Here is a 13,452-nt window from a genome sequence, read left to right as displayed (position 1 = left end):
GGCTTAATGAAGGAGTCCACAATGAACAATTCTCTGTGCGTTAATGACGATGAGCGCTGGCAGTCGGTGTTAGAACGTGATTCAGCCGCAGACGGCCAGTTTGTCTTCGCGGTGCAGACAACCGGCATCTTTTGTCGGCCTTCCTGTACGGCGAAACATGCGCTGCGCAAAAATGTTCGTTTCTTTCCCGACGCTCAGGCCGCGCAAAGCGCTGGGTTTCGCCCATGCAAGCGCTGCCAGCCGGATAAAGAAAATGCGCGCCAGCATCGGCTGGATAAGATAACTCATGCCTGTCAGCTTCTTGAGCAGGAGCGTCCCATTACGCTGGATGCGCTGGCTGAACAGGTGGCGATGAGCCCGTATCATCTTCACCGGTTATTCAAAGCCACAACGGGGATGACGCCCAAAGCGTGGCAACAATCGTACCGCGCCCGTCGTCTGCGTGAGGCGTTGAGCCATGGTGAAAGCGTTACAACGGCCATTCTCAATGCCGGTTTTCCTGACAGCAGCAGTTACTACCGTCATGCCGATGCTACGCTTGGCATGACGGCAAAACAGTTTCGTCGCGGCGGCGATAAACTCTCTGTGCGATATGCGCTGGCGGACTGCTCGCTTGGCCGCTGTCTGGTGGCGGAAAGTGAACGCGGGATTTGCGCCATTTTGTTGGGGGATGATGATGCGGCGCTGATTGCCGAGTTGCATACGCTCTTTCCCGCTGCCGTTGATGAACCTGCAAATCACCGTTTTCAACAGCGTGTTCGCGATGTGATTACCAGCATTGACGGGCGCAACGTACCGCTTTCACTGCCGCTGGATATCCAGGGGACAGCGTTTCAACAGCAGGTCTGGCAGGCGCTGCGCTCAATCCCCTGTGGCGAGACCATTAGCTACCAGCAACTGGCGCAATCCATTGGCAAACCGAAAGCGGTTCGCGCAGTGGCCAGCGCCTGTGGCGCGAATAAACTGGCGATAGTGATCCCCTGTCATCGCGTCGTGCGCGGGGACGGTTCACTGTCTGGCTATCGTTGGGGCGTATCCCGTAAAGCACAACTCCTGCGGCGTGAATCGCCCGGAGAGGAAACCTGATGCTCGATCTTTTTGCCGACTCACAGCCGTGGCAGGAGCCGCTGGGCCCCGGTGCTATGATCCTGCGTCGTTTTGCCTTCAGCGCGGCGCAGCAACTGGTGCAGGATATTGATGCGGTCGCCAGCCGATCGCCATTTCGTCAGATGGTCACGCCCGGTGGTTACACCATGTCGGTGGCGATGACCAACTGCGGCGAACGGGGCTGGACCACCGACAGAGACGGATACCTTTATTCCCCCATTGATCCGTTGACCAACCACGCCTGGCCGCCGTTTCCGGCATCGTTTATCCACTTATATCAGCAGGCGGCAGCGGCGGCAGGCTATCCTGACTTTCAGCCAGATGTCTGCCTTCTCAATCGTTATGCACCCGGCGCGAAATTGTCACTGCATCAGGATAAAGATGAAGCGGATCTGCGCGCACCGATTGTTTCCGTTTCCCTGGGGTTACCGGCTATCTTCCAGTTTGGCGGTCTCAGGCGCAACGATCCGCTGATTCGCGTTCTGCTGGAGCACGGTGATGTGGTGGTCTGGGGCGAAGAATCGCGGCTGTTTTATCATGGCATTCAGCCGCTGAAGGCCGGCTTTCATCCGCTGACCGGTGACTGTCGTTACAATCTGACGTTTCGGCAGGTTGATAAAAAAGAATAAAAATAAGAATTATTATTGATGAAAGCGTCGGGATGTTTAAACTGCGGGCTGTTATTCCTTGTCCGGGTTGTATGAATGGAACTACTTCTTCTTGTCTGGCGGCAGTATCGCTGGCCATTTATCAGCGTGATGGCGCTCAGCCTTGTCAGCGCTGCGTTGGGGATTGGCCTCATCGCCTTTATCAATCAGCGCCTTATTGAAACCGCTGATACTTCTCTGCTGGTTTTACCGGAATTTCTGGGATTACTGTTGCTGCTGATGGCGGTGACGCTGGGTTCACAACTGGCGCTCACGACGTTAGGGCACCACTTTGTCTTTCGCCTGCGCAGTGAATTCATCAAGCGCATTCTGGATACCCACGTTGAACGTATTGAACAACTGGGTAGCGCCTCGTTACTTGCCGGGCTGACCAGCGACATTCGCAATATCACTATCGCTTTTGTGCGTCTGCCTGAGCTGGTGCAGGGGATCATTCTGACGGTAGGGTCCGCTGCGTATCTGGCGATGCTGTCGACCAAAATGCTGTTGGTGACGGCTGTCTGGATGGTGATCACTATCTGGGGTGGATTTATGCTGGTGTCGCGAGTTTACAGGCATATGGCGACGCTGCGTGAAACCGAGGACAAGCTGTATCACGATTACCAGACGGTGCTGGAAGGGCGCAAAGAGCTGACGCTTAACCGCGAGCGGGCCGAGCATATCTTCAACCATCTGTATATTCCTGATGCAAAAGAGTATCGCCACCATATCATTCGCGCAGATACCTTCCATCTGAGCGCTGTGAACTGGTCCAACATTATGATGCTCGGGGCGATTGGCCTGGTATTCTGGATGGCAAACAGTCTTGGCTGGGCCGATACCAATGTTGCCGCAACCTACTCACTGACGCTGCTGTTTTTGCGCACGCCGCTGCTGTCGGCGGTCGGGGCATTACCGACGCTACTGACTGCGCAGGTCGCTTTCAACAAACTGAATAAATTTGCGCTGGCTTCGTTTAATGCGGAGTTTCCGCGCCCGCAGGCGTTTCCGGGATGGAAAACGCTCGAACTGCGTAACGTGACATTCCACTATCAGGACAATGCGTTCGCCATTGGTCCGGTGAATCTGACGATTCATCGTGGGGAATTGCTGTTCCTGATTGGCGGTAATGGCAGTGGTAAATCGACGCTGGCGATGCTGCTGACGGGGCTGTATCAGCCGCAATCCGGGGAGATTCTGCTGGACGGCCAGCCGGTCAGCGCAGAGAAACCGGAAGATTATCGTAAGCTTTTCTCCGCGGTGTTTACCGACGTCTGGCTGTTCGATCGTCTGCTGGGGCCAGAGGGCAAACCGGCCGATCCGCTATTGGTTGAGAAATGGCTGGAACACCTGAAAATGGCGCACAAGCTGGAGTTGAGTGACGGACGGATACTGAATCTGAAGCTGTCAAAAGGGCAGAAAAAGCGCGTGGCGTTGCTGCTGGCGCTGGCAGAAGATCGTGACATCATTCTGCTTGATGAGTGGGCGGCCGATCAGGATCCCCATTTCCGTCGTGAGTTTTATCAGGTGCTGTTGCCGCTGATGCAGGCGATGGGGAAAACGATTTTCGCCATCAGCCACGACGATCATTACTTTATCCACGCCGACCGTTTGCTGGAAATGCGTAACGGACAGTTAAGTGAACTGGTCGGTGATGAGCGCGATGCCGCCTCACGCGACGCCGTGGCGCGTACCGCTTAGTCTGAATTAACGTTTAGCCCGCAAGCGCAATGCTTGCCGGGTTAATGGCTGTTTTTTTACGCATCTGACGCACCTGTTTATTGTTATTTACATAACCCCGCGCCATGCTTAATGGTATCTCATATCATGGATTTATGATTAATGTCTGTAAAACACCAAAACAGCGCAAGGCTGCGTGATGAAGAGCGTGCGCGCCTGATCTGGCTGCTCACCACTGATAAAGCTGTTGTTTCCACCCTGTTGGGCAAGCTCACCCTGGCTGAGCAATATGATGTCGGAACTTTAGCCGACGATATTGCTGAGGTAGGCGCGCTGGTCGAGCATCTTCCGCCCCCCGACCTGGCGGATACCCTTGAAGCCTTGCCTTCAGAGGAACGTCACGCCCTCTGGCGACTGGTTCAAAGTGATAAACGCGGCTATGTACTGCTGGAAGCCTCCGAAAACGTCTGGGATGACCTGATCGATGAAATGACCGACCGGGAACTGCTTGAGGCGCTGCAATATCTCGATATCGACGAACAGATATACCTCGTTCAGCATCTGCCGCGTAACCTGACGGGCCGGTTACTGGCCACGTTGCCGCCTGAAGAGCGGGCGCGTGTGCGTCAGGTAATGCACTACGAAAAGAATCGCGTTGGCGCGATTATGGAGTTCGAAGTCATTACCGTTCGTCCGGATGTGACGCTGGAAGTGGTGCAGCGCTATCTGCGTCGGCTGGGCAAGATGCCGGAAAATACCGATAAATTGTTCGTGACGCGTCGCGACAAAACGCTGGTCGGCGAGTTAACCCTGACCTGTATTTTGCTTAATGACGTTCAGCGAAAAGTCATCGAGGTGATGGATGACGATCCGCTGACCTTTGCGCCAGAAGACAAAGCGGAAAACGCGGCGCGAACCTTTGAACGTGACAACCTGGTCAGTGCGGCGGTAGTTGATCCCGCCGGTAAACTGATGGGACGCTTAACGATCGATGAGATCGTCGACGTGGTGTATGAAGAAACGGATACCGACCTGCGCCGGATGGGGGGCTTGAGCGCCGAAGAGGATGTGTTTGCGCCGGTGCCTAAAGCGGTGAAAACGCGCTGGGCGTGGCTGGCTATCAACCTGTGTACGGCGTTTATCGCCTCGCGCGTCATTGACGGTTTTGAGCACACCATTTCACAACTGGTGGCATTAGCGTCACTGATGCCCATTGTGGCGGGGATCGGCGGCAACACCGGCAATCAGACCATCACAATGATTGTGCGGGCGCTGGCGTTGCAAAATATCCAGCCGGGTAACCTGACGTTTTTGATTCTGCGTGAAATGGGCGTGGCGCTGGTTAATGGTCTTGTCTGGGGCGGCATCATGGGCGGGATCACCTGGTGGTTATATGACGATATGGCGCTCGGTGGGGTGATGACGCTGGCGATGATGCTGAACCTGCTGATGGCGGCGCTGATGGGAGTGATTATCCCGATGACGATGGTGAAACTCGGGCGCGATCCGGCGGTCGGCTCAAGCGTCATGATCACCGCGATTACAGATACCGGCGGCTTCTTTATTTTTCTGGGGCTGGCGACGCTGTTTCTGATGTAGCCACGACGTCTGGCATTATGCCGATGGATAGCGTCAGTCCCGTGAAATACCTGATGAGCCAGGTGGTGCTGAGCGATGACGAACTATTGTTCAATGTAGGCCGGATAAGCGCAGCGCTATCCGGCATTCTGAATTAACGTACTACTGCGTTCTGCACGTTCTCTTCTGCTTTCCAGATCCGGTATTTCACGTCAACATTGGCCGGGGTATAGACCACGATCGGCAATTTGCTGTTGTAACGCAGCATACCGTCGTCACCCAGATACGAGGTCACAAATTTCTGCTCTTTTTTCCCGTCCGGGCAGGCCATCATGGTCGATACCGGCGAGGTGACTTTGTCAAAGACATAGTAGTCATAGCCCCAGCCTTCCAGCGTTTTACTTTCCAGTTCGCCGCCCAGACGATGCCGGTTGCAATCGACTTCCAGCGTCTGACCGATCATCAGTTCCACTTTCAGGGTAGATTCATCTTCCTGATGGGGTAATTGAATGACCTGGCGTTTCATCCCTTTTTCTGCCTGCGGGTAAGGGGCGATTTTTTCCAGCGGTTGGGTTTCACCAGAGGCCGCCCATACCGAAGTGCTGGCGAAAGCGGCGACTAATACGGCCGGGACAATGGTCTTCATTTTAGAGTTCACAGGGTTTCCTTTCTTGTCTCATGAACGATTTACCGCAGGTTAACACATTCATCAGATCCATTAATCTGACTTTACGTATTTTTAAAAGTATATTCACTGTCTGTTTAGCTAATGCCTGGGTTTTTATGCTGAGATTTATCGTAAAAATGAGATAATTTTATTGCTAATCTTTTCGATGTATAAAAAATTACATAACACTTTGAAATGTGCGAAGAAGCACACTCTGAGAAGCTTCATTCACTCTCTTTTGATCCAACAACAGGTTTTACCCCAATTGGGGTATGCACCTCTGACACATCCTTTAATATCTTACCGATCATAATAATGACGTAGTCGTAATGTGGTTTTTTTATTGTCGTTCACCCCGCCTGGGGGAGCGTCGTTTATGGAAGGGCGATGCCATGGTTGATTTATCCCGTCGAGGCATACTGACTGGCAGTTGGCGCAACGCCAACATCGGGATTCGTCCGCCGTGGAGCAAGGAAGCGTCTTATTTCCTGTCTCAATGCACCCGTTGCGACGCCTGTATTCAGGCCTGTGAAAATGCTGTTTTACAGCGCGGTTCTGGCGGCTATCCAGTCGTTAACTTCAGACAAAACGAATGCAGCTTCTGCTACGCCTGTGCGCAGGTTTGCCCCGAATCTCTTTTTTCTCCACGCCACACCAGGGCATGGGATTTGAATTTCACTATCGGGCAAGGATGTCTGGCGTATCAGTCCGTCGAGTGCCGCCGCTGTCAGGATAGCTGTGAACCCCAGGCGATAACGTTTCGTCCGACGCTGTCGGGCATTTATCAGCCACAACTTGATAATCAGGCGTGTGACGGATGTGGCGCATGTGTCGCCAGTTGCCCGGTGTCGGCCATTATCGCGGAGTACAACCATGCACACTAACTGGCAGGTCTGTAGCCTGATTGTTCAGGCCAAAGGCGAAAATTTACAGGATATCAGCGCGCAGTTATGCACATTTCCGGGCTGCGAAGTGGCGGTAAGCGATCGCGAAAGTGGGCAGCTTATCGTCGTGGCGGAAGCAGAACAGAGTGAAACGCTGATGCAAACAATTGAGTCGGTACGCAACGTTGCGGGCGTGCTGGCGGTGTCGCTGGTTTACCACCAGCAGGAAGAGCAAGGTGAGGAAACACCATGAAACTCAGTCGTCGTAGCTTTATGAAAGCTAACGCCGTTGCGGCCGCTGCGGCGGCTGCCGGGCTAAGCGTGCCGGGCGTTGCCCGCGCAGTTGTGGGGCAGGAAGAGGCCATTAAGTGGGATAAAGCGCCGTGTCGTTTTTGCGGGACGGGCTGTGGCGTACTGGTGGGCACACAACAAGGACGTATCGTGGCCTGTCAGGGCGATCCGGATGCCCCGGTCAACCGTGGTCTGAACTGCATTAAAGGCTATTTTCTGCCCAAAATTATGTACGGCGACGACCGTTTAACGCAGCCGCTGCTGCGTATGCGCGACGGTAAGTACAGCAAAGACGGCGAATTTACGCCGATCAGTTGGGATCAGGCTTTCGACGTGATGGAAGAGAAATTCAAAACCTCACTGAAAGAGAAAGGCCCGGAATCTATCGGTATGTTTGGTTCCGGCCAGTGGACCATCTGGGAAGGTTATGCCGCCGCGAAACTGTTTAAAGCCGGTTTCCGCTCCAACAACCTCGATCCGAACGCCCGTCACTGCATGGCGTCAGCGGTTGTTGGTTTTATGCGTACCTTTGGTATGGACGAGCCGATGGGCTGCTATGACGATATTGAGCATGCCGACGCGTTTGTTCTGTGGGGCGCCAATATGGCAGAGATGCATCCGATCCTCTGGTCGCGCATCACCAACCGTCGTCTGTCCGATCCCAATGTCAACGTCGCCGTTCTGTCCACCTTCCAGCACCGTAGTTTTGAGCTGGCGGACAACGGGATGGTCTTTACGCCGCAGACGGATCTGGTGATCCTCAACTACATCGCCAACTACATCATTCAGAACAACGCGGTTAACCAGGACTTCTTCAGTAAGCACGTCAACCTGCGTAAAGGGGTAACGGATATCGGCTATGGCCTGCGTCCAGCGCATCCGCTGGAGAAAGCGGCGAAAAATCCGGGATCTGACGCCTCTGAGCCGATGAGCTTTGAAGACTACAAAGCGTTTGTCGCCGAATATACGCTGGACAAAACCGCTGAAATGACCGGCGTACCGAAAGATCAACTGGAGCAACTGGCGAAGCTGTATGCCGACCCGAACAAGAAGGTCATCTCCTACTGGACGATGGGCTTTAACCAGCATACGCGCGGCGTGTGGGCCAACAACCTGGTCTACAACATTCACCTGTTGACGGGCAAAATCGCCCAGCCGGGCTGTGGGCCGTTCTCACTGACCGGTCAGCCCTCTGCCTGCGGTACGGCGCGTGAAGTGGGGACGTTCTCTCACCGTCTGCCGGCGGACATGGTGGTCACCAACGATAAACACCGTGATATCTGCGAGAAGCACTGGAATATCCCGTCGGGAACCATTCCGGCGAAAATCGGTTTACATGCGGTGGCGCAGGACCGGGCGCTGAAAGACGGTAAGCTCAACGTCTACTGGACGATGTGTACCAATAACATGCAGGCCGGTCCGAATATTAATCAGGAACGTATGCCGGGCTGGCGCGATCCGCGCAACTTTATCATTGTCTCTGACCCGTATCCGACCGTCAGCGCGCTGGCCGCAGACCTGATCCTGCCAACCGCCATGTGGGTTGAAAAGGAAGGGGCGTATGGCAACGCCGAGCGTCGCACGCAGTTCTGGCGTCAGCAGATTAAAGCGCCGGGTGAAGCGAAATCTGACCTGTGGCAACTGGTGCAGTTCGCACGCCGGTTCAAAACGGAAGAGGTGTGGCCGGAAGCGCTGCTGGCGCAAAAACCAGAGTTGCGTGGCAAGACCCTGTATGACGTGCTCTTTGCTACCCCGGCAGTCAGTCAGTTCCCGCTGACGGAACTGAAAGACGATCAGCTCAACGATGAATCCCGTGAGCTGGGCTTCTACCTGCAAAAAGGATTGTTTGAAGAGTATGCCTGGTTTGGACGTGGGCACGGTCACGATCTCGCGCCGTTCGATGATTATCACAAAGCCCGTGGTCTGCGCTGGCCGGTGGTGGACGGTAAAGAGACGCAGTGGCGCTACAGCGAAGGCAATGACCCATATGTGAAAGCCGGGGAAGGCTACAAGTTCTACGGTAAGCCAGATGGTAAAGCGGTGATCTTCGCGCTGCCGTTTGAGCCAGCGGCGGAAGCGCCGGACCAGGAATACGATCTGTGGCTTTCAACCGGACGTGTGCTGGAACACTGGCACACCGGCAGCATGACGCGCCGTGTGCCTGAACTGCACCGCGCGTTCCCGGAAGCGGTCCTGTTTATTCATCCGCTGGACGCGAAAAAACGCGATCTGCGCCGTGGCGACAAGGTCAAAGTGGTATCGCGCCGTGGTGAGGTGATTTCGATTGTCGAAACCCGCGGGCGTAACCGTCCACCGCAGGGGCTGGTGTACATGCCGTTCTTCGATGCCGCACAGCTGGTGAATAACCTGACGCTGGATGCGACGGATCCGCTCTCTAAAGAGACGGATTTCAAGAAGTGCGCTGTGAAACTGGCGAAGGTGTAACACGTCATGTCCCGGTCGGCAAAACCGCAAAATGGCCGCCGCCGCTTTCTGCGCGATGTTGTTCGCACAGCGGGCGGACTGGCTGCCGTTGGCGTAGTGCTGGGGCTACAGCAACAAACCGCGCACGCAACGGGCGTGCGGTTACGTCCGCCTGGCGCGCTGAGTGAAAATGCTTTTGCCAGCGCCTGTGTGCGCTGCGGTCAGTGCGTTCAGGCCTGTCCCTATGACACGTTGAAACTGGCTACGCTGGCGTCGGGGCTGGCGGCAGGCACGCCCTATTTTGTCGCTCGCGAAATCCCTTGCGAAATGTGCGAAGACATTCCCTGCGCCAAAGTTTGCCCGAGTGGGGCGCTGGATAAAGATATTGAATCGATTGATGACTCGCGGATGGGGCTCGCGGTGCTGTTGGATCAGGAGAACTGCCTGAACTTCCAGGGGTTGCGCTGTGACGTTTGTTACCGCGAGTGTCCGAAAATCGATGAGGCCATTACGCTTGAGCTGGATCGCAATATGCGCACCGGCAAACATGCGCGATTCCTCCCGACCGTTCATAGCGATGCCTGTACCGGTTGCGGGAAATGCGAAAAGGTCTGTGTGCTTGAACAACCGGCCATAAAAGTGTTGCCGCTGTCGATGGCGAAAGGGGAGTTGGGCCACCATTACCGCTTCGGCTGGCTGGAGGGGAGCGATGGCAAATCGTAAACGAGACACCGGGCGAGAGGCGCAGGCGAAAAAGGGCTGGTGGCGAAGTCACCGCTGGCTGGTGTTCCGCCGTCTGAGCCAGCTTATCGTGCTGGGGATGTTTCTCAGCGGTCCGTGGTTGGGCGTGTGGATCCTGCACGGGAACTACAGCAGCAGTCTGCTGCTGGATACGATTCCGTTCACCGACCCGTTAATCACGCTACAAAGCCTGGCGAGCGGTCATTTGCCTGCTGTGGCGGCGCTGACGGGGGCGGCCATCATTACGGTGCTGTACGCACTGGCAGGAAAGCGACTGTTTTGCAGTTGGGTCTGCCCGCTGAATCCGATTACTGATTTTGCGGCCTGGTTACGCAGAAGGTTTGACCTGAATCAGTCCGCAACAATTCCTCGTCATATACGGTACGTGCTTCTGGTTGTTGTGCTGCTGGGTTCGGCGCTGACCGGAACGCTACTGTGGGAATGGATTAACCCTGTTTCACTGCTGGGTCGTAGTCTGGTGATGGGGTTCGGTAGCGGCGCACTGCTGATTATCGCTCTGTTTTTATTTGATTTACTGGTCGTTGAACACGGCTGGTGCGGGCATCTTTGTCCTTTAGGCGCACTGTATGGCGTGCTGGGTAGCCAGGGCGCGTTGACCGTCGCGGCGAAAGACAGACAGAAATGTAACCGCTGTATGGACTGTTTTCATGTTTGCCCGGAACCGCATGTGCTACGTGCCCCGGTGCTGGATGAGCAAAGCCCGGTGCAGGTCACCAGCCGCGATTGCATGACCTGCGGTCGCTGTGTGGATGTCTGTTCTGAGGATGTATTTACAATAACTACACGATGGAATTCGGGAGCGAAATCATGAAAAGCCATGACCTGAAGAAAGCGCTGTGTCAATGGACGGCCTTGCTGGCCCTGGTGGTGAGTGGTGCGGTTTGGGCGGCAAACGGAGTGGATCTCAGCCAGTCTCCGGAAGTGTCGGGGACACAGGAAGGGGCGATTCGCATTCAGAAAGAGCAAGAGCGTATGCCGCTGAATTACGTGAATCAGCCGCCGATGATTCCACACAGCGTTGAGGGTTACCAGGTAACCACCAACACCAACCGCTGCCTGCAATGCCACGGCGTGGAAAGCTACCGGGCAACGGGCGCGCCGCGTATTAGTCCAACCCACTTTATGGACAGCGATGGCAAAGTGCTGGCGGAAGTGGCGCCGCGTCGTTACTTCTGTTTGCAGTGTCATGTGCCGCAGGCCGATGCCGCGCCGATTGTGGGGAACAGCTTTACCCCTTCGAAAGGTTACGGGAAATAAGAGGTCATTATGGAAAATGCTAACCGTAAACCAGGTCGGATTAAGCGCCTCTGGCAATGGTGGCGTCGCCCCAGCCGCCTGGCGCTGGGAACGCTGCTGTTAATCGGGTTCGTTGGCGGGATTATTTTCTGGGGTGGATTTAACACTGGAATGGAAAAGGCCAACACCGAAGAATTCTGTATTAGCTGCCACGAAATGCGCAACACGGTGTACCAGGAGTATATGGAAACCGTGCACTACAACAACCGCAGCGGCGTGCGCGCCACCTGTCCTGATTGCCACGTACCGCATGAGTTTGGCCCGAAAATGATCCGTAAGATCAAAGCCAGCAAAGAACTGTATGCCAAAGCATTGGGGCTTATCGATACACCGCAGAAATTCGAAGAGCACCGTCTGACGATGGCGCAAAACGAATGGCGACGGATGAAAGATAACAACTCGCAGGAGTGCCGCAACTGTCACAACTTTGAGTTTATGGATTTAACCGCCCAGAAAACGGTCGCCGCCAAAATGCACGATCAGGCTGTGAAAGACGGGCAAACCTGTATTGACTGTCATAAAGGGATTGCGCACAAACTGCCTGATATGCGCGACGTCAAGCCGGGCTTCTGATGGGATGATAACGAGTGGGGAGTATGCTTGAAGCCAGAAAGCTCCTCTGCGAGCGGGATGAACGGATCTTATTTAGCGATTTGTCGTTCCAGGTAAACGCAGGGGAGTGGATACAAGTCACCGGGGGCAACGGCGCAGGGAAAACCACCCTGTTGCGGTTGCTGACAGGGCTCGCTCGCCCTGATGCCGGAGAGGTGTTCTGGCAAGCGCAACCGTTGCATCGTGTACGGGACAGCTACCATCAAAATCTGTTGTGGATTGGTCATCAGCCGGGGATAAAAACCCGGCTGACGGCGTTGGAGAACCTGCGTTTTTTCCATCAGGATGGCGATACAGAAAACTGTCTCGCAGCGCTGGCGCAAGCCGGCCTTGCCGGGTACGAAGATATTCCGGTTAATCAACTTTCAGCCGGGCAGCAGCGCCGCGTCGCCTTAGCGCGTCTCTGGCTGACCCGCGCCACGCTTTGGATCCTCGACGAACCCTTTACCGCCATTGATGTGAACGGTGTTGAACGCCTGACGCAGCGAATGGCGCAGCATACCGAAAAGGGGGGGATTGTCATCCTCACCACGCACCAGCCGATGAACGTCGCCACCGACCGTATTCGCCGGATTACGCTCACCCAGGGGAGGGCAGAGCCATGATGTGGCGAATTTTCCGTCTCGAACTGCGCGTCGCTTTTCGCCACAGCGCGGAAATCGCCAACCCGCTGTGGTTCTTCCTGATTGTGATCACGCTGTTCCCGCTAAGCATTGGGCCGGAACCGCAGCTGCTGGCGCGTATTGCGCCAGGCATTATCTGGGTTGCTGCCCTGCTGGCTTCGCTGCTGGCGCTGGAGCGACTGTTTCGCGACGACCTGCAGGATGGCAGCCTCGAACAACTGATGCTGTTGCCAATTCCGTTACCCATGGTCGTATTGGCGAAAGTGCTGGCCCACTGGATGGTGACCGGTCTGCCGTTGCTGATCCTGTCTCCGCTGGTGGCGCTGCTGCTGGGAATGGATATCTATGGCTGGAAAATTATGGCCCTGACCTTACTGCTGGGCACGCCGACGTTGAGTTTTCTCGGTGCGCCGGGCGTGGGGTTAACCGTAGGGCTAAAACGCGGCGGCGTACTGCTGAGCGTGCTGGTGCTGCCTTTAACGATTCCGTTGTTGATTTTTGCGACCGCTGCGATGGATGCGGCCTCGATGCATCTTCCTGTTGACGGATACATGGCGATTTTGGGGGCGCTGCTCGCAGGCAGCGCGACGTTAAGTCCTTTTGCGACGGCGGCGGCGTTACGCATTAGTTTGCAGTAATGCGTTGCCTGATGGCGCTGCGCTTATCAGGCCTACGGGAGCAGAGTATGCAGTATGTAGGCCGGATGGCCGCCATCCACCTGTTGCCTGATGGCGCTGCGCTTATCAGGCCTACGGGAGCAGAGCATGCAGTATGTAGGCCGGATAGCCGCCATCCACCTGTTGCCTGATGGCGCTGCGCTTATCAGGCCTACAGGAGCAGAGTATGCAGTATGTAGGCCGGATAAGGCGTGAGCCGCCATC

Annotated in this window: 14 protein-coding genes; 13 read left to right on the top strand and 1 reads right to left on the bottom strand. The window is 55.4% G+C overall.

All coding sequences use genetic code 11. The features are described from left to right. The first annotated feature begins 21 nt into the window (after positions 1-21). The 4 genes from ada to mgtE all read left to right on the top strand — a co-directional run bounded on the left by ada (position 22) and on the right by mgtE (position 5,033). Positions 22-1,086, top strand: coding sequence for a bifunctional DNA-binding transcriptional regulator/O6-methylguanine-DNA methyltransferase Ada (gene ada / locus WB371_RS06950; RefSeq protein WP_336219358.1), 1,065 nt, complete (start codon positions 22-24; stop codon positions 1,084-1,086). Next, positions 1,086-1,736, top strand: coding sequence for a DNA oxidative demethylase AlkB (alkB, locus tag WB371_RS06945; protein WP_336219357.1), 651 nt, complete (start codon positions 1,086-1,088; stop codon positions 1,734-1,736). Before ada ends, alkB begins: the two co-directional genes overlap by 1 nt. A 75-nt stretch (positions 1,737-1,811) precedes the next feature. Further along, entirely contained in the window at positions 1,812-3,455 is a 1,644-nt protein-coding gene (locus tag WB371_RS06940; RefSeq protein ID WP_336219356.1) for a multidrug ABC transporter permease/ATP-binding protein, read from the top strand. A 141-nt stretch (positions 3,456-3,596) separates the two neighbouring features. Beyond that, complete coding sequence (gene mgtE / locus WB371_RS06935; protein WP_336219355.1) at positions 3,597-5,033, top strand: magnesium transporter; 1,437 nt, start codon at positions 3,597-3,599, stop codon at positions 5,031-5,033. A gap of 133 nt (positions 5,034-5,166) precedes the next feature. On the opposite strand, the gene eco is transcribed toward mgtE, so the two are convergent. Then, complete coding sequence (gene eco, locus WB371_RS06930; protein ID WP_336219498.1) at positions 5,167-5,658, bottom strand: serine protease inhibitor ecotin; 492 nt, start codon at positions 5,656-5,658, stop codon at positions 5,167-5,169. A gap of 413 nt (positions 5,659-6,071) precedes the next feature. Between eco and napF the strand changes: the two genes are divergently transcribed. The 9 genes from napF to ccmB are packed head-to-tail and all read left to right on the top strand — an operon-like array spanning position 6,072 to position 13,209. Next, on the top strand, positions 6,072-6,563 hold the full coding sequence (gene napF, locus WB371_RS06925; protein ID WP_336219354.1) for a ferredoxin-type protein NapF: 492 nt from the start codon (positions 6,072-6,074) through the stop codon (positions 6,561-6,563). Beyond that, the gene (napD, locus tag WB371_RS06920; protein WP_336219353.1) at positions 6,553-6,816 is read left to right on the top strand and encodes a chaperone NapD; all 264 of its coding nucleotides are present in this window, start codon (positions 6,553-6,555) and stop codon (positions 6,814-6,816) included. The genes napF and napD overlap by 11 nt, the downstream gene beginning before the upstream one ends. After that, positions 6,813-9,299, top strand: a complete 2,487-nt coding sequence (gene napA / locus WB371_RS06915; protein WP_336219352.1) for a nitrate reductase catalytic subunit NapA — start codon at positions 6,813-6,815, stop codon at positions 9,297-9,299. Before napD ends, napA begins: the two co-directional genes overlap by 4 nt. Before the next feature lie 6 nt (positions 9,300-9,305). Next, complete coding sequence (gene napG, locus WB371_RS06910) at positions 9,306-10,001, top strand: ferredoxin-type protein NapG (protein ID WP_336219351.1); 696 nt, start codon at positions 9,306-9,308, stop codon at positions 9,999-10,001. Then, positions 9,988-10,851, top strand: coding sequence for a quinol dehydrogenase ferredoxin subunit NapH (gene napH / locus WB371_RS06905; RefSeq protein WP_336219350.1), 864 nt, complete (start codon positions 9,988-9,990; stop codon positions 10,849-10,851). Before napG ends, napH begins: the two co-directional genes overlap by 14 nt. Beyond that, positions 10,848-11,297, top strand: coding sequence for a nitrate reductase cytochrome c-type subunit (gene napB / locus WB371_RS06900; protein ID WP_336219349.1), 450 nt, complete (start codon positions 10,848-10,850; stop codon positions 11,295-11,297). The genes napH and napB overlap by 4 nt, the downstream gene beginning before the upstream one ends. A gap of 9 nt (positions 11,298-11,306) precedes the next feature. Further along, on the top strand, positions 11,307-11,909 hold the full coding sequence (gene napC / locus WB371_RS06895) for a cytochrome c-type protein NapC (protein WP_336219348.1): 603 nt from the start codon (positions 11,307-11,309) through the stop codon (positions 11,907-11,909). A gap of 23 nt (positions 11,910-11,932) precedes the next feature. After that, a complete protein-coding gene (gene ccmA, locus WB371_RS06890) occupies positions 11,933-12,553 on the top strand; it encodes a cytochrome c biogenesis heme-transporting ATPase CcmA (RefSeq protein ID WP_336219347.1) in 621 nt (206 codons plus the stop codon). Beyond that, a complete protein-coding gene (gene ccmB, locus WB371_RS06885; protein WP_336219346.1) occupies positions 12,550-13,209 on the top strand; it encodes a heme exporter protein CcmB in 660 nt (219 codons plus the stop codon). Before ccmA ends, ccmB begins: the two co-directional genes overlap by 4 nt. Positions 13,210-13,452 lie beyond the last annotated feature (243 nt).

This window comes from Citrobacter amalonaticus (genome assembly GCF_037053465.1).
Lineage (GTDB): Bacteria > Pseudomonadota > Gammaproteobacteria > Enterobacterales > Enterobacteriaceae > Citrobacter_A > Citrobacter_A amalonaticus_H.
Note: the sequence above shows the minus strand (reverse complement) of the source record. Positions and strands in the feature narration are given on the sequence as shown.